General features: G+C 71.4%; 15 protein-coding genes and 1 pseudogene. 4 read left to right on the forward strand and 12 right to left on the reverse strand.

The window, feature by feature from the left end; genetic code table 11:
• Positions 1–26: 26 nt before the first annotated feature.
• The 7 genes from AC07AW_RS20365 to AC07AW_RS20395 all read right to left on the reverse strand — a co-directional run bounded on the left by AC07AW_RS20365 (position 27) and on the right by AC07AW_RS20395 (position 10,250).
• Entirely contained in the window at positions 27–803 is a 777-nt protein-coding gene (locus AC07AW_RS20365) for an ABC-2 transporter permease (protein WP_478816863.1), read from the reverse strand.
• Positions 800–2,350, reverse strand: coding sequence for an ABC transporter permease (locus tag AC07AW_RS20370; protein ID WP_478816864.1), 1,551 nt, complete (start codon positions 2,348–2,350; stop codon positions 800–802). The genes AC07AW_RS20365 and AC07AW_RS20370 overlap by 4 nt, the downstream gene beginning before the upstream one ends.
• Positions 2,347–3,300: an ATP-binding cassette domain-containing protein gene (locus AC07AW_RS20375; protein ID WP_478816865.1), complete on the reverse strand. Its 954-nt coding sequence runs from the start codon at positions 3,298–3,300 to the stop codon at positions 2,347–2,349. The genes AC07AW_RS20370 and AC07AW_RS20375 overlap by 4 nt, the downstream gene beginning before the upstream one ends.
• 173 nt (positions 3,301–3,473) lie before the next feature.
• The gene (locus tag AC07AW_RS20380) at positions 3,474–4,178 is read right to left on the reverse strand and encodes a response regulator transcription factor (protein WP_478816866.1); all 705 of its coding nucleotides are present in this window, start codon (positions 4,176–4,178) and stop codon (positions 3,474–3,476) included.
• Positions 4,175–5,419 (reverse strand): sensor histidine kinase, encoded by a 1,245-nt coding sequence (locus AC07AW_RS20385; protein ID WP_478816867.1) that lies wholly within the window; start codon positions 5,417–5,419, stop codon positions 4,175–4,177. Before AC07AW_RS20385 ends, AC07AW_RS20380 begins: the two co-directional genes overlap by 4 nt.
• A 169-nt stretch (positions 5,420–5,588) precedes the next feature.
• Entirely contained in the window at positions 5,589–8,384 is a 2,796-nt protein-coding gene (locus AC07AW_RS20390; protein WP_478816868.1) for a S8 family peptidase, read from the reverse strand.
• A gap of 213 nt (positions 8,385–8,597) precedes the next feature.
• Positions 8,598–10,250 (reverse strand): phospholipase A2, encoded by a 1,653-nt coding sequence (locus tag AC07AW_RS20395; protein WP_478816869.1) that lies wholly within the window; start codon positions 10,248–10,250, stop codon positions 8,598–8,600.
• Between the two features lie 174 nt (positions 10,251–10,424).
• Here AC07AW_RS20395 and AC07AW_RS20400 point away from each other — a divergent pair, with 174 nt between their 5' ends.
• The 4 genes and pseudogenes from AC07AW_RS20400 to AC07AW_RS20415 all read left to right on the forward strand — a co-directional run bounded on the left by AC07AW_RS20400 (position 10,425) and on the right by AC07AW_RS20415 (position 12,508).
• Positions 10,425–11,093 (forward strand): hypothetical protein, encoded by a 669-nt coding sequence (locus AC07AW_RS20400; protein WP_478816870.1) that lies wholly within the window; start codon positions 10,425–10,427, stop codon positions 11,091–11,093.
• Between the two features lie 183 nt (positions 11,094–11,276).
• Positions 11,277–11,525 (forward strand): annotated as a pseudogene (locus tag AC07AW_RS20405) (MFS transporter); the annotation flags it as partial.
• A 62-nt stretch (positions 11,526–11,587) separates the two neighbouring features.
• The gene (locus AC07AW_RS20410; protein ID WP_478816871.1) at positions 11,588–11,932 is read left to right on the forward strand and encodes an MFS transporter; all 345 of its coding nucleotides are present in this window, start codon (positions 11,588–11,590) and stop codon (positions 11,930–11,932) included.
• Positions 11,933–11,980: 48 nt separating this feature from the next.
• Positions 11,981–12,508 (forward strand): hypothetical protein, encoded by a 528-nt coding sequence (locus tag AC07AW_RS20415; protein ID WP_478816911.1) that lies wholly within the window; start codon positions 11,981–11,983, stop codon positions 12,506–12,508.
• A gap of 22 nt (positions 12,509–12,530) precedes the next feature.
• Here the strand turns inward: AC07AW_RS20415 and AC07AW_RS20420 are convergent, their stop codons facing one another.
• The 5 genes from AC07AW_RS20420 to AC07AW_RS20440 all read right to left on the reverse strand — a co-directional run bounded on the left by AC07AW_RS20420 (position 12,531) and on the right by AC07AW_RS20440 (position 17,438).
• Positions 12,531–14,093, reverse strand: coding sequence for an AAA family ATPase (locus tag AC07AW_RS20420; protein WP_478816872.1), 1,563 nt, complete (start codon positions 14,091–14,093; stop codon positions 12,531–12,533).
• A 159-nt stretch (positions 14,094–14,252) separates the two neighbouring features.
• Positions 14,253–14,825 carry a hypothetical protein gene (locus AC07AW_RS20425; protein ID WP_478816873.1) on the reverse strand — a complete coding sequence of 191 codons (573 nt, stop codon included), beginning with the start codon at positions 14,823–14,825 and terminating at the stop codon, positions 14,253–14,255.
• The gene (locus AC07AW_RS20430) at positions 14,822–15,094 is read right to left on the reverse strand and encodes a hypothetical protein (protein WP_478816874.1); all 273 of its coding nucleotides are present in this window, start codon (positions 15,092–15,094) and stop codon (positions 14,822–14,824) included. The genes AC07AW_RS20425 and AC07AW_RS20430 overlap by 4 nt, the downstream gene beginning before the upstream one ends.
• A complete protein-coding gene (locus AC07AW_RS20435) occupies positions 15,091–16,860 on the reverse strand; it encodes a hypothetical protein (protein WP_478816875.1) in 1,770 nt (589 codons plus the stop codon). The genes AC07AW_RS20430 and AC07AW_RS20435 overlap by 4 nt, the downstream gene beginning before the upstream one ends.
• Before the next feature lie 80 nt (positions 16,861–16,940).
• Positions 16,941–17,438 (reverse strand): hypothetical protein, encoded by a 498-nt coding sequence (locus AC07AW_RS20440; protein WP_478816876.1) that lies wholly within the window; start codon positions 17,436–17,438, stop codon positions 16,941–16,943.
• Positions 17,439–17,501 lie beyond the last annotated feature (63 nt).

Here is a 17,501-nt window from a genome sequence, read left to right on the forward strand (position 1 = left end):
CCGTCCCTCGTCGCCCCGTGGCTCGGTCAGACGTCGCGCGCGTGCAGCATCGCGCCGCCGAAGGCCAGCGCGCCGGCGGCCCACAGGGCCACCACGCCGAGACCTTCCCAGGGGCCGATCGGGAGCCGGTCGACGCCGATCGTCGTCTGGACGGAGAGGCCGGCCGTCATGGGGGCGATCTGCTGGAGGAGTCGCTGCCAGTCCGGGTCCGTGATCACCTGGGTGAGGATCGGGAAGAAGAAGAGCAGCCCCAGAACGATCCCGATCGCCGTCGCCGAGCTTCGTACGATCAGTGCGATGCCGAGGCTGAGCAGCCCGATCAGGGCGAGGTAGAGGACGGATCCCACGGCGGCGCGCAGCGTCTCCGGGTCGGCCGGCGACATCGCCTCGTACCCGTGCGCCTCGGTGAAGCCCCGGCCCGGCTGCACCATCCCGCCGATCAGCAGGGACCCGAAGACACCGAGGGCGCCCGCCACCAGGATCACCGTGCTGAGGACGGCCGCCTTCGAGAGGAGGACGGTCAGCCTGCGCGGTACCGCGGCGACCGTGGTCCGCATCATGCCCGTGCCGTACTCGTTGCCGACCATCAGCACCGCGACGATCGCGACGACCACCTGGCCGACCATGACACCGGTGAGGCTGAGCTTCGTGGCGTCCTCCCCACAGCCCATGGCGTCACACCGGGAGGTCATGGCCACCACGGTGCCGACCGCCAGGGTCAGGGCCACGACACCGAGCAGCAGCCAGCCGTTGACGGGGTCCGTCCGCAGCTTCGTCCACTCCGCGCGTCCCGCGTACCTCATGCGTCCCTCCGGCGGATCAGGACCAGGGCGCCGGCGAAGGCTGCCGCCGCGTAGGCGCACAGGACGGCGAAGCCCTCCCACGGCGCCAGCGGGAAGTAGCCGTGGGCCGGCGAATAGACGGTGACGACCTGGTCGTAGTGGGTGACGGTCTGCTGGATGGCGAACCCGGCGGCCGGTGTGATCTTCAGGAGCCAGTCCGAGGCCGCGGGGGGCAGGACGGATGCGGTGGCGAGCAGGTAGGGCAGCACCATGCCGACGACCACCACGGTGATGGTCACGGCACTGCGCCGCAGGATCGCGCCGAGCGCGAGGGCGAACACACTGGCGGCCGCCAGCAGCAGGCCCGTGCCCAGGACGACCCTGATCTCGGTCGATGACGGGACCGTCAGGACGGGAAAGCCGTTCGCGAGGGACCGCGCCGCGCCGAAGGGGAGCATGACAGCGGCAGCGACGGCTCCGGCGAGGAAGGAGGCGCAGCCCACCACGAGGGCCTTGGACACCAGCACACGACCTCTGCGCGGGCTGGCCGCGAACGTGACGCCGATCAGTCCTCGCCGGTACTCGACGGTCATGTAGCCCGCGGCCACGACGACCACCATGATCAGTCCTGCGAACGCGCCGACGAGGAAGTTCGAGAGGATGCGCACGCCGCCGGCGGCCGGTCCGCCGACCACCGGCGCGATGTCGCCGGCCCCGGTGATGCGGTAGCCCGTGCCGGACGGGGTCACTTCGCCCTTCGTCGACTGGCTGTAGCTGCCGCTCGTCCCCGCGCCGTCGCTGACCTGCCGGTCCTGCCAGGCCTTGCCGCTCCACCCGCCGCTCAGGACGGGGGCTCCGAACGTGCCGGTGGCAATGGCGGGATTGAACCCTGTTCCCGTGCCGGTCTCCTCCGTGGCCGACGGCGACGTCACGAACAGCCCGACCTGCGGCGACTCCGAGAGCCCGGAGAGGCGGGCGGTGCCCACCTCGGCCCACGTGCTGCCGTCCGTCGACTGATAGCCGGTCACGGTGTCGCCGGAGCGCTCCAGCCGGAGCCAGCGCGGCGCCTGTGCCGACACCGCGCCGGGCAGTCCCGCCGTGTCGTGCGTGTAGTCGTACTGCATCCGTACGCCGTGGGCGCCGGTGACCATCATCGCCGCGTACGAGGACCCGGGCGTGAGGGAGTCCTTCACGATGATCCCGGCCTTGGCCCAGGGCGCGAGACCGGGCTTGTTGCTCGTGGGCGACGCCGCGACCTGACCGGTCAGCGAGGACACGGACACCGTGATGCCGCCGTCGCCCTTCAGCGGCTGGTGCAGGAAGGAGAAGGCGTCGTTGACCGCTTCGCCCGAGGGGCCGACGGGCAGCTTCGACGCGTTGGCGCCCCCGTCGTTGCTCTGGGCCGTCGCGAGCAGACCGACCAGGCAGGTGACCACCAGCGCACCGACCGTGCCGAGCACCCAGCCGCGCACGGTCCGGAACTTCGTCCATTCGGCGTGCAGTACGCGTCCGAAGCCGCCCCGTTCCGTCCGAGTGGGGGCGGGCGGCGGCGAGAGCGTCGTGGTCATCGTCCGGCCTCCCTGGTGACGACCCCGCGGTACTGCACGGAGTCCCGGGTGAGTTCCATGTACGCCTCTTCCAGGGACGCGCGGTGCGAGGACACTTCGGAGAACGGCACCGCGTGCGCGCCGAGCACGGACACGACGTGCTCGGCCGACAGGTCGGTGACGCTGATCGTGTCGCCGCCCGTGGAACTCACCGTCGCGCCGGCCCGCGCGAGGACGTCCATAGCCTGCGCCCGTGCGGACGTACGCAGGGTGACGCGTCCCTCGGAGAACGAGGCGAGCAGGTCACGCACGCTCACATCGGCGACGACCTTGCCGCGCCCGACGACGATCACGTGATCGGCGGAGTCCTGCAGTTCACTCATCAGGTGACTGGAGACCAGTACGGCGCAGCCCTGTTCGGCGAGCGACGCCAGGAAGCCCCGCATCCACATGAAGCCTTCGGGGTCCAGACCGTTGAACGGCTCGTCCAGCATGAGCATCGGCGGGTCGCCGAGCAGCGCGGCCGCGATGCCCAGCCGCTGCCGCATCCCCAGGGAGAAGCCGCCGGCCTTCCGGCCTGCCACGTCCTGGAGGCCGACCCTGCGGATCACCTCGTCCACCGCGGCGGTGCCGAACCCCTGTGAGTGGGCCAGCCACAGCAGGTGATGGCGGGCGGTCCGGCTCGGCTGCACGGCAGCCGCGTCGAGCAGCGCGCCGACGTGCCTGAGGGGAGTGCGCAGCGTCCGGTACGGGCGTCCGCCGACGAGCGCGCTCCCCTTGTCCGGCTTGTCCAGGCCGAGGATGACACGCATCGTCGTGGACTTCCCGGCGCCGTTCGGACCGACGAAGCCGGTGATCTGCCCCGGCCTGACGGAGAACGACATTCCGTCCAGCGCCTGAGTGCCGCCGAAGCGCTTGTGGACGTCCCTGACCTCGATCACGGACGGCGACCCATCGATCGTTTTCTCCATGAGGGAAGGCTAGGGAAAGGGAGGTCAGGACTCTTCACGGCAGAGAGCGAAGTTCCGTGGCGCTCGTCCGGGGGACGCGGCAGGCCGCCCTCCCTCGTACGAGGGAGGGCGGCCTGCTCCTGAGGGATGAGCCCCGGGGCCTGCCGTGCGGATCGGGCCCCGGGGTTCCGGATTCACTGGTCGGTTCTGCGGGACCCCGGGACGACGAGTCCCGTTTCGTACGCCGCGATCACGGCCTGGGTACGGTCCCGCAGGCCCAGTTTGGTCAGCGTGCGGCTGACATGTGACTTCACCGTCTCCTCCGTGACGAGGAGGCGGGCGGCGATCTCCCCGTTGGACATGCCTTCGGCGACGAGCAGCAGTACCTCGGTCTCCCGCGCCGTGAGCATCTTGAGCTCTGGCGACGGCTGGGCCGGGCTCCTGGCGGGCAGCTGCGTGAACTCACTGATCAGCCGGCGGGTGACCCCCGGGTCGAGCAGGGCCTCTCCTGCGGCGACGACGCGCACGGCGTCGAAGAGCCGCTCGGCGGTGGCGTCCTTGAGCAGGAAGCCGCTGGCTCCGGCGCGCAGGGCGTCGTAGACGTACTCGTCCAGGTCGAACGTCGTCAGGATGAGGACACGGGGCGCCTTCGCTCCGTCGGGTGCGTCGCCGAGGAGCTGCCTGGTGGCCTCGATGCCGTCCATCCCGGGCATGCGGATGTCCATGAGGACGACGTCAGGGGAGACCTCACGGCAGGCACGGACCGCGTCGACGCCGTCGGCGGCGGTCTCGACGACGGTGAATTCCGGCTGGGAGTCGAGGAGTGTGGCGAATCCGGTGCGGACGACCAGGTGGTCGTCCGCGATGACGACGCGGATCGGTTGCGGAGGGGAGGTCATGTGGCCCGTTCTGGCTTGGCGGGGAAACTGGCTTCGACGATGAATCCACCGGAGTCCGCCGGACCTGTCCTGATCCGGCCGCCGACGGCGGCGACCCGTTCCCGCATGCCGAGCAGGCCGTGGCCGCCGCCCGGCGTCGCGGGCGGCGCTCCGGGACCGTTGTCGCGGATGCTGACGTGAAGGACGTCGTGGGCGTAGTGCAGTTCCACGTCGACCGGTGCGCCCATGGCGTGTTTGCGGGCGTTGGTGAGGGACTCCTGGACGATGCGGTAGGCGGCGAGCTCGATTCCTGGACCCATGGGGCGCGGGACACCGCTGAGGATGAGCCGGACGGTGGCGGTGGAGACCTTGCGGGCCTCGTCGAGCAGAGCGTCGAGCTGGGTGAGGTCGGGTTGGGGCCTCCGCTCACCGCCGGTCGCGGGCTTGTCGTCGTCGCGCAGTACGCCGAGCAGGCGGCGCATCTCCGTGAGGGCCGCGCGGGCGGTGTCGCCGATGCCGAGCAGCCGCTCGCCGCCTGCGGCGGGCATGCCGGGGGTGGTCACACGGGCGGTCTCGGCCTGCACCGCGATCATGGAGACGTGGTGGCCGACGACGTCGTGCAGTTCGCGGACGATACGGGCGCGCTCCTCGCGGGCGGCGTTCTCCCATCGGCTGTCGGCCATGACTTCGCGCGTGGCGTCGTGTTCCCGGTCGCTCTGTCTCGCGCGGCGGGCGAGACCGGCGAAAGCCGCCATCGGGGCCAGCGAGGCGAGGAGCACCGCGCGCACCCGGTAGTCGGCGTCCGTGGACCCGGCGAGGGCCAGCACGAGGAACGGTGTGGTGAAGAGCATCGCCGCCAGAACGTTGCCGCCGCGGCCGAGTCGGTACTGGGCGATGAGCTGGGCGGCGAAGCCTGCCAGCGTCAGCGTGTGGAAGACGGTGAGCGAGCCGAAGCTCGCCGCGGTCACCGTGAATCCGGCGAGGACGGGCCGCAGGAGAGCCAGGGGCAGTGCGGTGCACAGGCACAACAGCCCGATGACCATGGCGAGTGGTAAACCGCCGGCACTTCCGTTCTCGGCCGCGTTCTGCGAGGTGGCCGCGAACATCCGGGGGATCGAGCCACGGACGGCGACCAGCTCGGCGAGCGATTCGGCGATCGCGAGCACGCACAACGTCGAGATGAACACGGCGTCGCGCGGGAGGACCGAGGCCCGCCGCAGCATTCCGGTCCAGCTGTCACGCCAGCCAGTCGCACGGTTCACGCCGGCCATTATGGCAGTCGGCCCTCCGCACAGCCGTCCCTCCGGACAGTGATCGGCTGCTCCCTCGCGCGAGGGACAGGGACCTCACTCGCGCGAGGGAGCAGGGCTCATGGAGGTGAGCAGCCCCCGGAGGCCGGTGCCTTCGGGGGCTGCTCACCTCGACCGGCGTCTACCGTGCCGAGTAGCCGAAGGCCACGCCGTTGGCCGGGAGTCCGCCGGAGCCGGGCTTGTACGTGGTGGTGGGGGCGACCGTGCCGCCCTGGGTCACGTTGGACATCGGCAGCGCGTAGAGCGCGCCGGTGGCCAGGGGCCCGAAGGGCATGCCCGCGTACAGCTTGGTCGCCGTGAAGTGGATGTTCTTGCCCAGGTACTGGCTGGCGCCAGGGGTGCCGGGGATGCCGGTGCCGTTACCGGCCTCGATCCAGCGGTCGTTCGGACCGGCCGATCCGGCCAGCGAGAACGTGTGGATCGCGCCCGCGTCGGCGACGGTGCCGAGGTCCTCACCGGGCGTTCCCACGGCGAGCCGCATGGACGCCACGGTGCTCACCGAACCGGGGGCGGTGTTGACGGCGGTGAGGTACTCGCCCATGCGGTCACCGGTCTCGGAGGTGCCGGACACGTCGTCGTCCGCGGTGCCCTGCTTCAGCTCGCGCAGGTAGCTCCAGGTGCCGTCGGGCTTGATGCGGATCTGCACCACACGGCCCGCGTTGGCGCGGTCCTCGGTGCCGACCGTCACGCTCTCACCGGGCGAACCGATCGCCAGGATCGACTCCGTGGCGGCCGCGGCGCCGCTGGCCCGGAACGGGGCCATGGCCACCGCGTACCCGAACTGGTCGCCCGCCTCGGCGCCACCGGAGATGGCCGCGTTGTCCTGGTCGAGCCAGGCCAGCGGCAGCGGGTGGCCGGTGGAGTCGAAACGGTTGGCGTCGAAGATCACGACGCTGCCGGACTTCGCCATGCTGCCGATGGCCTCGTTGGGAGAACCGATGGCGATGTAGTTCTGGTCGGCGGTCACGGACCAGGCGAAGAGGTCGCCCGTCTCGGGGGCACCGGCGACACCGGCCGTCGCCTGGCTTATCGCGAGGCTGGTGGTGCCGTACACGTAGAACGCGGAACCCGCCTGCGCGACGCTGCCGATGGCTTCACCGGGCAGGCCGATGATCAGGTACGGCCGTCCGGCGTCGTTCACCGCGGCCGCGATCCTGTGGCCCATCCGGTCGCCCGCCTCGGACGTCGAACCCGCGATCGCACCCGTGCCGGCACCCTGTTCGAAGTGCGTGGCCTTCAGAGTGCCGGTGCCCAGACCGCCGGCCGCGCCGTACAGGATGTCGACGAAGCCCGCGTCGGCGGCGGTGCCGACGGTCTCGCTCGGGGTTCCGGCGACCAGGTCGGTGAAGCCGTCCTTGTTCCAGTCGATGGTGGCCAGGGTCTCGCCGAAGTAGTCGTCCGCCTCGGCGCCGCCCGGCACCCAGTCCAGGTCCTGGCTGATCTCCGCGGTGCCCTTGCCGCCGCCGTACACGAGGCGGATCAGACCGGCCTTCGCGTCCGTACCGACGGTGGCCTGAGGGTCGGAGATCGCGATGTCCTCCGCGCCGTCACCGTTGAAGTCGGTCATCCCGGCAGGCTTCGGGGTCGTGCCTCCGCCGCTGAGAGCGGTCCCGAGGTCGATCCGCGGGGTGGTGGCACCGGTGTAGATGATGCCGCGGCCGCTGCTCTTCAGCAGGGCCGTCAGGTCGGCGATGCTCTTGGTGGGGAAGGCCTGCTTGAGCACGGCGTACGCGCCGGCCACGTGCGGCGCGGCCATGGAGGTGCCGTTCTTGGAGGCGTAGGTGCCGCCGGGAACGGAGGAGACGATGCCCGTGCCGGGGGCGAACAGGTCCAGGAGGGGGCCCCGGTTGGTGAAGGCGGACAGCTCGTCGTCGTCGGTGGTCGAGCCGACCGTGACGGCGGAGGAGATGCAGCCGGGCATGCTCACCGCGTCGGTGTGGCCGTTGTTGCCGGCCGCGATCACGGTGGCCACGCCGGCGCTCAGCAGGCTGTCCACGACCGGCTTGCGCAGATCGCTGTCGCAGGCGGTGGCGTAACGGCCGTTGCCGAGGCTGAGGTTGGCCGCGACGATCGGGGTGCCGGCCTGCTTGAGCTTCAGCACGTGCTCGAGGCCCTTGAGCTGGGCGCTCTGGTAGCTGCCCACGCAGGGGGCGGCGCCACCGCAGAACTCCTCGGTGGTGAACTGGCTGAAGACCTGGATGGCGACGATGTTGGCGCCGGGCGCGACACCGTGCTGGGGAGCGCCCGTGATGCCGGCGCCGTTGCCCGCGGCGATACCGGCCACGTGGGTGCCGTGGTCACAGGCGGCCATGGTCGCGCAGGGGCCGGCCGCGGTGTTGGCGGAACCGATGCCCTCCTGCGTGTCGGCGCCGTTCGGGCACAGGCTGACGACGCCGCTCTCGGCATCGCTCGGCGAGAAGCAGGCCTCGGCCACGACCCGGTTCTTCAGGAACGGGTGCCCGGTCTCGACACCGGTGTCGAGGACGGCGATCGCCTGGCCCGTACCGGTCTTGCCCGCCGCGAAGGCGTCGTCACCGCCGATGAGCGGGATGCTCTCGTCCAGGGTCGCCGGCTCCGCCTTGTCCTCGGTGACGCTGACCACGCTCGGCTTCGCGGCGAGTTGGTCGAGACCGGCCCGGTCCACCTTGAGGGTGACCACCGGCACGGTCTCGAATTCCTGCTTCGTCTCGCCGGCGGTCGCCGCGTCGGCGACGTCCGCGAGGGTCTCGGTGACGACGTTGACGCGGATCTTGCCGCCGCCCGCGGTCTGGTCGTAGAGCGGCGGGTCGACCGGGTCGGTCGCGGCTTCGGCCGCTGTCGCGGTGCTCGCCGGTGTGACGGCGTGGGCCGGTATCGCGGCGCCGAGGGTCACGGCCGTCATCGCGGTGACGACCGTCGCCCAGATCGTTCTCTTCATATTGCCTCGGTGAGCAGGGGGCGCGCCATGGCAGACCTGTGGGGAAGCAGACATGGCCGAGCCCGGGGAGATGTGGGGGGGCGATGTGGTGAGGGGCCCCGGCGGAACGGGCCGGGCGGCGGGGGTGTCCGCCACCCGGCCCGTTCACGCCCGAGGGGCGTGCTCCGTCAGGAGGTTGTGCGGTGCGTCGTCAGAAGGCGCGAGGACCCGTGATCAGGTCGCGTTGGCGCCGTTCTTCGGGTTGCCCTTCCAGGCCACGGCCTTGAGGTAGACGTACGCGTAGGAGTTGCAACGCCAGCGGATCAGGATGTTGTACGCCTTGCAGCTGTGCGTCTTCATCGTGGTGTAGAAGGCGTTGTCGACGTTCGACTTCTTGCTGCGGTCCAGGTAGTACCTGTAGCCCTTGTACGTGTTGCCGATCAGGCCGTAGCCGTAGTCGTGGGTGTCGCACGCGGCCCGGAAGTTGAAGCCGCCCGGGCGGCTGATGTTCGGGCCGGGGGTGCTGCAGCCGTCGTAGAGGATGCCCGCCACGCGGAAGCCGGTCGGCGTGTACCGGAAGTACGGCCAGTGCCAGCCGTAGTGCGCGGCCCACGCGACGCAGCCGCGGTTGAGGTACCACATCCACTCGGTGGCGCGGTTGCAGTAACGCGGGTAGGCCTGCGGGTCGTTGATCTCACCGGTGGTGAAGTCCCCGGCCGGGGGCGTGGTCGCGGTTCCGTCGCCGGCCGGGCCCGCCAGGGGCTCGGTGGAGGACGGCAGGTCGGTGCCGACGGGCTCGGCGTTCGGGGCGGCCGACTCGGCCGGGAACGTCAGGTCCCACTCGCCGTTGGACGGCGAGGCGATGTCGGAGACACGGCCCGTGGAGTCGTAGGCGTACGACGAGACCGGGTCGGTGCCCTCGACCGGGTTGGTCACGTTGCGCAGCAGACCCGAGGCGTCGTAGGAGTAGCGCGCCAGCGTCTGCGTGGTGGCACCCGAGGTGAGGGTGATCTCCTTGGCGCGGCCCGTGTACTCACCGAGCGTCGTGCCGGTGGCCGTCGTGGCGGTCGAGTACTTGACCGTCAGCGACTGCGCCGGGGCGTCGGCGGTGGCGGGCTCGCCGACCGTGGCGAGCCGTCCCTTGGTGTCGTAGGACACCGTGGCGGTGGCACCGTCGGCCAGGTTGCCCAGGCTGGTCACACGCCACTTGTCGGTGCCCGGAGCGACCTGCTTCCAGTTGTACGTGGCCGTGAGGTTGGCGACCCCGATGGCCGCGCCGGCGTCCTCGTCGCCGGTCACGTCCGTGTCCGGGGTGCCGGTGGCCGGGGCGAGAGTCTCGACCGCGGTCGTCACCAGCGTGCCGGTCGCCTCGTTGTACGTGGTGGTCTCGGTGAGCTTGTCGCCGGTGGTGGTCTCGTACTTCTTGACGCCACCGCCGCTCGGGTAGTCGACGCTGCTCTTCAGGGCGTACGAGACGGAGACCTTCGCGTCGAGGTCGGTGACCACGACGGAGTCGGTCTTCTGCTCCAGCTTGCGGTTGAGCTGGCCCCCCAGGAACCCGGCTTCCCAGCCGGGGCCGAAGACGCCCTGGTCCGGACGGGTCGCGGGCGCCGACTCGGGCCTGGCGACCCCGTCCGCGCCTTCGGTCACCGTGTGGGTACGGCCCATGAGGCCCTCGGCCACATCGGTCTCGTACAGCTCGAAGGACTTCTCCGCGGTGGAGTACTGGCCGGGGCCGACCTGCTGGATCTCCCCGTCCGCCAGCGGCGGATCGACAGTGGCGGCCGCGGCCTGCGGCTGCACGGTGGCAACGGCTCCTGCGGTCTGCTGCGGGATCAGCAGCGCCATGGAAAGCGCGGCCATGACAGGCAGAGCTGTTTTGCGCACGAGTTCCCCCCTCGTGTCGTCGGTGTGTTGCTTGATCGCTGCGGACCGTAGACCGGCGTCGATCACTGCCACAAGTGCCGTATCAGCGCGGGTAGTTGCCTCCACTTCCTTGCAGCAGTGAAGTTGAGTACGCGTACTCATGTGGCGTGTGCGGCCCGACCCAAGACTGAGTACATGACGCGAACCCGAGCCCGGATCAAGGCAGTTGACCCCGTAATGCGCCGCCGTCGGCGCACCCTCGCGGTGACCGCTCTCGCCGCTCTGACCCTGGCCGCCTGCGCCGAGCAGCCGGCTCCCCAGGAGGTGCGGGGCAAGTCCGCCGATGCCGTCTCGACCAGGGACGACGCGGCCTTCACCAAGATGCTGGACGAGGTGGCACGGGAGTGCCCCCCGCCGGGCACGAAGAGGGAGTCACCGGCCGCCCCGGAGGGCGAGGCACCGACCGCTCCGGTGGAGGCGCCGCCCGGCGCCACGGTCGAGCCGCCGCCGGGCGGCGCGATCGAGCCCGCCGCCCCCACGGGGGGCCCGGAAACGGAGCTCGACGCCCACGACTGGTGCGCCGGCGTCCAGCACGAGCAGCGCGTGGCCGAGGCGCTCCTGAAGCTCAAGAAGCCCGATCCTGCCCAGGTCAGGAAGACGCTGAACGGCCTCGGCTACACCGACGAGCGCATCCACGACCTGAAGCAGTCGGGCGCGGTCACGAAGTTCGCCGTCGACCTCCGCGACAAGGGAGGCCGCCTGTGCCTGGACGGCACCGCCAACGGCGAACTGACGGAGGTCGTAGCTTGTGTCGCACCTACGAACGGACCATTCGTTATTGCAAATCCCCACCGTCAGCCGTGAGTTCAATGTGATCCAGGTCACACATTTCGCCTCATCCTGAGTGATCAACTAGCCACATCATGTTACCCATGAATGGGAGATAGTGTCCTAAATCGGTGCTGTAGCGGCGAGTTGGGGGGTCGCCGGACCATTGGGGGCAGTTGTCCGCGGAAATTGCAATCGAGATTGCGCGAGCAATCAACCATGCCTGCGGATGGCCGGCTTCCACCGCCACTCGACCGCGCCCCCCGCGCACGAAGCCTGGCCCTGGCGACGTTCGCCGTCGGCACCGACGGCTACGTCATCGCGGGGCTGCTTCCCTCCATCGCCGCCGACCTGGGGGTGTCGACCCCCGCGGCCGGTCAGTTGGTCACGGCCTTCGCGCTGACACTGGCCCTGTCCGCGCCGATCACGGGGGCTCTCACCAGCAGGCTGGACCGGCGATCGGCGCTGCTGGCCGCCCTGACCGTGTTCGTGATCGGCAACGCCGTCACCGCCTGGGCACCGGTTACGGCGTGGTGCTGGCCGCGCGGATCGTCACCGCCGTGGGAGCGGACACGATCACCTCCGCCGCCTCCAGCACGGCGGCGGCCGTCGCGCCGCCGGAACGCCGCGGCCGGGCCCTGGCCTTCGTCCTGGGCGGCCTGACCCTGGCGACCGCGCTGGGGCTGCCGCTCGGCACGCTGATCGGCCGCACCGACTGGCACATCACCCTGTGGGCCGTGGCGGGGATCGGCCTGGTGGCGATGGCCGGCATCGCCGTCGGTCTCCCCCGGGTGACGCTCCCCGCCGCCTCGCTGCCCGACCGCCTGCGTCCGCTCAAGCAGGGCCGGGTACTGCCGCTGCTCGCGGTCACCTAGCTCGCGTTCCTCGGTACGTACACCCTCTATACGTACGTCGCCCCGGCCCTGCGGGACGCCACCGGCGGCAACGAGTCGCTGCTCACCCTGATCCTGCTGGCCTGGGGCGTCGGCACCCTGGCCGGGAACATCGCCGCCGGCCGCCTGGTCGACCGTCACGACTCCGCCCGCGTCCTCACCGGCGCCCTCGCCCTCGCGGCACTCGTCCTGGCCGTCACCCCGTGGGCGACCCGCACCCTCGCATCCGCTCTGGTCTGGGCGGTGCTCTGGGGTGTGAGCACCGGCGTCACCGTCGTCCCGCAGCAGCACCGGCTCATCTCCCTCGGCCCCGCCGCCGCGCCGGTCCTGCTCGGGCTCAACTCCTCCGCCCTCTACATCGGCGTCGCCCTCGGCGGCGGACTCGGCGGGCTGGCACAGGAAGGGCTCGGGCTCGCCCCGGCCGAGCTCGGGCCGGTGGCCGCCGGCGTCACCGCCCTCACCCTCCTCTGGCACCTGGGAACCGCGCGCCGCCGCGTCGTGCCCGCCCCCGTGACGCCCTCGCCGGCCTCGGCCCTGCCGGAGAAGTCCCCGTCCTGACGCAGCCTGCTCCGCCGCTCTCTCAGTCCTCCATGAAGACGATGCGCCGGGGGCCGCTCGCGCCCGGGGACGCCGCCTGGGAGGAGCGGCCGGCCGGGACGGCGCGCTCACGGCCCCAGGCCCGGATCTCCTCGATCTGCTCGGGGTTGACCCGGCTCAGCGGAACGGTGTTGGCGAAGGCGTCCACGATCAGCGAGGGGCGGAGGAACTCCACGCCGCCGCTCAGGTGCGCCTCGGCCCCCACGTCGTGCAGGGCCGCGGCGATGTCGGAGCCCGCGAAGCCCTCGGACAGGTCGACCAGCCGGTCCAGGTGCTCGGCCTCGGGCGCCTGCTTCAGGTAGAGCCCGTAGTACAGCTGGATGATCTCCCTGCGGTCTTGGGCGTCGGGCAGGTCGACGAAGAAGAGCTCGTCGAAGCGGCCCTTGCGCAGGAGCTCGGGCGGCAGGCTCCGTACGTCGTTGGCGGTGGCGACGACGAAGGCCCGGGAGTCCGACTCCTGGAGCCAGAAGAGGAACTGGCCGATGATCCGCTGCGGCACGCCCGAACCGTCGTCCCGCCCGGCGAGCCCCTTCTCGATCTCGTCGATCCACAGGATGCAGGGCGCGACCCGGTCCGCCATGGCCAGCGCCTCCCGGAAGCGACCCTCCGACTCGCCCAGGTACTTGCCATGGATGCTGCCCATGTCGAGCCGGTAGAGCGGCAGTTGCCACTCGCTGGCGATCGCCTTGGCGGACAGCGACTTGCCGCAGCCCGGCACACCGACGAGGAGCACCCCGCGCGGCGGCCGCAGGTGCGTCCCGCGCAGATCCTCGTGCATCAGCTCATGCTTCCGCTGGAGCCATCCGCGCAGGCTCGACAGGCCGCCGACGGTGTAGTCCGAGTCCTTCAGCCGGACCCGTTCGAGGCCGGTCAGATCGCTGAAGATCCGGTCCTTGGCCTGGGCGAGCCCGAGCACGTCGTCCTTCTCGATGGCACCCTTCGCGGCCACCGTGGCCATCAGGTTGATCGCCTCCGCCTCCGTGACGCCCCGCAGGAACTCCGCGGCCCTGCGCGTGTCCCCCTCGTCCCAGTGGACGGGCATGATCCCCTGGTGGTCGGCGAGGAACCCCCTGAGCGTCTCGTACGTCTCGTCGGGGTGCGGCAGGTCGAGGTGCAGGCTCATGCCGAGACGCTGCAGACCGCTCCAGATGGGGCTGTCGGTGATGACCACGATGCTGCCCATGTTGTTGCCGGCCAGCCGGGCGAGCTCCGACATGTGCCGGGCGACCGGGGTGTCGGTCTCCAGGTCGGCCGGGTCGACGAAGACGACGGTGGCGTTGGCGCGGCTGGTGAACTGGGCGGCGGCGAAGTCCATGGCGCCGGTCAGGGAACGGTCGTCGATGACGGCGGTGTTGCTGCGCAGGTCCCGCAGGCCGGTCGCCCGCGTGTAGATCCAGAAGGGCAGGCTGCTGCGGCGGGGCTGCGTGGCCGCCTCCCTCAGCAGCCGCAGCGCCCGCTCCTGCTCGATGGTGCGCATGCCGATGACCGGGACGCGCGCGGAGATGTAGCTGTCGAGGTGCTTCAGGGAATCGGCGTAGTTCGACATCGGGGACCTTCGGGACTCGGCTCGGACGGACTCGGCTCGGACAGGCTCGGGCTCGGCTCGGACGGACTCGGCTCGGACAGGCTCGGGCTCGGCTCGGACGGGCTCGGCTCGGACGGGACTCGGACGCGTACATGAGGGAGGGCGGGTGTGCCCCTGCGGTCAGTCCCTCAGGACCCTGCGGCGCGGTGCCGCCGCGGGGTCGTAGCTCCACGGATCGGTCGTGGGGCCGCTCGACGGAGGGTGCGGAGGGGTGTCCAGTACGGCCGTGAGCTTGTTGTCCCGCAGCGTGCGGCGGCGCTCCTCGACCCAGTCGGCGCCCGGGTCCTGCCCCGCCGCCTCCTCCAGGAGCCGCTCCAGCTGTTCCTGCACCTGGACGATCTGCTGGTCCACCACCTCGGTCAGCCGCCGGCGGAGCTGCTCGGGCAGCCCGGCGTGGCCGGCCAGGGCGCGGATCGGCCGCAGACCGTTGCGGGCCTGGGCCAGCTCGCGCCCGGCCTCGAACTCGTCGGTGACCGCGCCCATGGCCCGGGTCAGCGCGTCGGCCCAGGCCTGCAGGCGCGTGCCGAGTGCCTGGACGAGGTGCGCGGTGAGCCGGGCGATCGTGTCGCCGTCGTACGCCTCCGCCGCGATCGGGGGCAGGAGTGCCGGGTCCACCGGCTCGCCCGCGGCCCAGCGGCGCAGGAACTCCGCCCACTCCCCGTACGGGCCGCCGTGCCCCCAGAATCCGCTCATCGGCCGGTGCCGGGCCGGCGGACCAGCGTCTCGCCGGGCGGCAGCGGTTCCCAGTCGGGCAGGCCTTCGACGACGCGGCGCAGCCGGCTGGTGGCCCGCTCGTTCTGTTCCGGGCGGCGGGCGGCCCACGGCGAGTCGGCGGTGGGCCTGCGGACCACCGGCAGCGCAGCGGCCTGCGGAGGTACGGCGGGCCTCTGCGGTGACTGCGGGGGTACGGCGGGCTTCTGCGGTGACTGCGGGGGTACGGCGGGCATCTGTGGTGTGCTCATCGGTGATCCTCCTGGAGTACGGTCCGGCCTTCGAACGGAGAGGGGCCGTGATGAGCGGTGGCGAGCGAGGTGATGAACTCCCGGCACCGGGCCTCGACGACGTCGGCCGCCCGGAACGTCTCGTACCAGTCGGTCAGTTCGGCGGCCGCGCCACGGAGCTGGTGCAGCGATTCCAGCTTGGCCTGCTCGAGCAGGCCACGGGCGTCGGCCTGCAGCTTCTGGGCGGCCTTGTACCCCTGGAAGACGACCAGGCCCCACACGGCGCCGACGATCGCCGCGGCCGCGAACGCGAAGCCCAGGCTGATCTGGCCGATGAGGAACAGGATGCCGAGCACGACGATGACGGGCGCCACCAGCTTGTTCGCCAGCGGATAGGCGAGCCCGTCGACGAACGGCGCCATGTGCCGGTCCCAGTGACCCGAGAGCGAGGCCTCGTTCTCCTGGAGCGGCCGGGTGAAGGAGCCTTCCCAGGGCGGCAGTTGGAAGACCTGCGCGCCGACGGTGTGGGCCGAGCCGAAGACCGCCCGCACGTCGTCCGGTACGGCCGCGCGCACGTCCCTGGTGAAGCCCGTGTGCGCCTGGAAGAACCACTCGTCGCAGGCCGCGATCGCCATGCGCTGCGTCGCCGCGGAGGTGCCGATGGCGGCGGGATTGAGCGCGGCGGCGCTCTGCACGGTCAGATAGTCGAGGGTCTCCTCGTACGAGGAGGCGTCGGCGTCCGTCTCGTGCCGGGCCGTCTGGACGTCGCCGTCGCGCTCGACGACCTTCTTGTTGAAGGCCAGGTCCCGGCGGAGCGGCAGCTCTTCGTTGTCGTACTCCGCGACCAGCCGGTCGAGGATGTCGTCGACGGCGTCCTCGAGCCGTCCGGGCGCCTCCGACTCCCCCGCCATGATCGCCTGGTACTTGTCCAGGAGTCGCTGATGGGCGCCGGCCCCGGACAGCGTGCCGTCGAGTGCGGGCCACTGCGGGGAGACCGCCGACAGCCGCGGGTAGCGGTCCTTGGCCGAAGGGGCGCGCAGGGACTCGATCTCCTCGCGCCAGCGCTGCACCTGCCGGGCCCGGGTGTCCGCGTCCGCGCTCAGCGTCTCGCGCCATTCGCGGAGGGTCGCGTCGAGCATCGCCCGGCCTTCCGGGCCGAAGGCGCCCTGGGCGATGGACTCCAGGATGACCGCGAACTCGCGGCCCAGCCGCGCGGGGTCCTGCGCGATCAGGTAGTGCCGGAGCCAACGGACCGCGGCCTGCCGCCTGTTCTGGCGGCGCAGGACGAGCGCGAAGAACAGGGAGGTGCGCTCCGGCGAGCGGCGGAACGCCTCTTCGACGGCGCGTTCGCACAGGTGCCGGTCGTCGGAGGACCAGGAGGCGAGGGCGACCAGGGCGGGGGCGAGCCAGTAGCGGGGGGTCTGCAGCATCAGCTGGTCGCTGACGAGGCGGATGCTCTCCTCGGACACGATGCCGACGTCGAACGCCTGGAGCATGCCGACGGCGGTGCGCCGGACCGACTTGTAGTGGCCGAAGGCGTGGTCGATCTCGTCCTGGATGACGCCGATCTTGGTCTCGGCCCGCTGCACGTTGGCCAGCCGCACCGAGTGCTGGGCGAACTCCAGGAAGTCGGCGCGCAGCTGCTGCAGTTCGCTGCTGGTCTGCTGCTGCCGGTTCTCCACGGACGCGACCTGTCCGGACACCGCTCCGACCTGCTCGCTGAGCCGGGTCACGAGGTTGCCGACCTCTCGCACCTTCTGATGAAGGGCGAAGTCCCTGTCGACCATTGCGTCGGTTCTCCGTTCGGGTGGGTGATTGGGGGCGTACGGAACCGCACCGAGGCCCTGCCTCGGGTGGTCACGCCGGGTCAGGGGCGTACGACGGTGCCGTCTTCGAGGACCGGGAGGATCAGCCCGTTGTCGTAGACCTCGACGTACGCGTAGCCGCCCGAGCGGGCGGTCATACGGGCCCTGCCGAAGGGGTCGGGCATGGCCTCCGCCGGCGAGAAGTGCCGGACGATCACCTGGAACAGGTTGAGGACATGGTCGACATAGGGCGGGCCGAGGTAGCAGCGGGCGACGAAGCCGAGGGGTACGGCGCCGTGGGCCGCGGCGTACTCCTCGCGGGCCCAGTCGGCCAGCTGCCGGCTCGCGGCCTCGTCGAGGCCGGCGTCGAGCCGGCCGAGGGCGCCGCGCAGCCGGTCGGACCGGGGGTCGTACAGCTCGCGGGGCGTGCCGCGGACTCCTGGCGGGCCGGCGGGGCGCGCCTCCGGTCCGGTGACGAGCCTCCGGGACGTCCCGGTGTCGCGTGCCTGGCCGGCCGGTGCGGTGCCGCCCGACTGCACGACGCGTCGCGGCCGTTCCATGTGACCCATGTGTCGTCCCCCGAGATGTTCTGCCGTCACGCACCACCGCCGGACACAGAGAAC

The organism is Streptomyces sp. NPDC044003, from assembly GCF_056435185.1.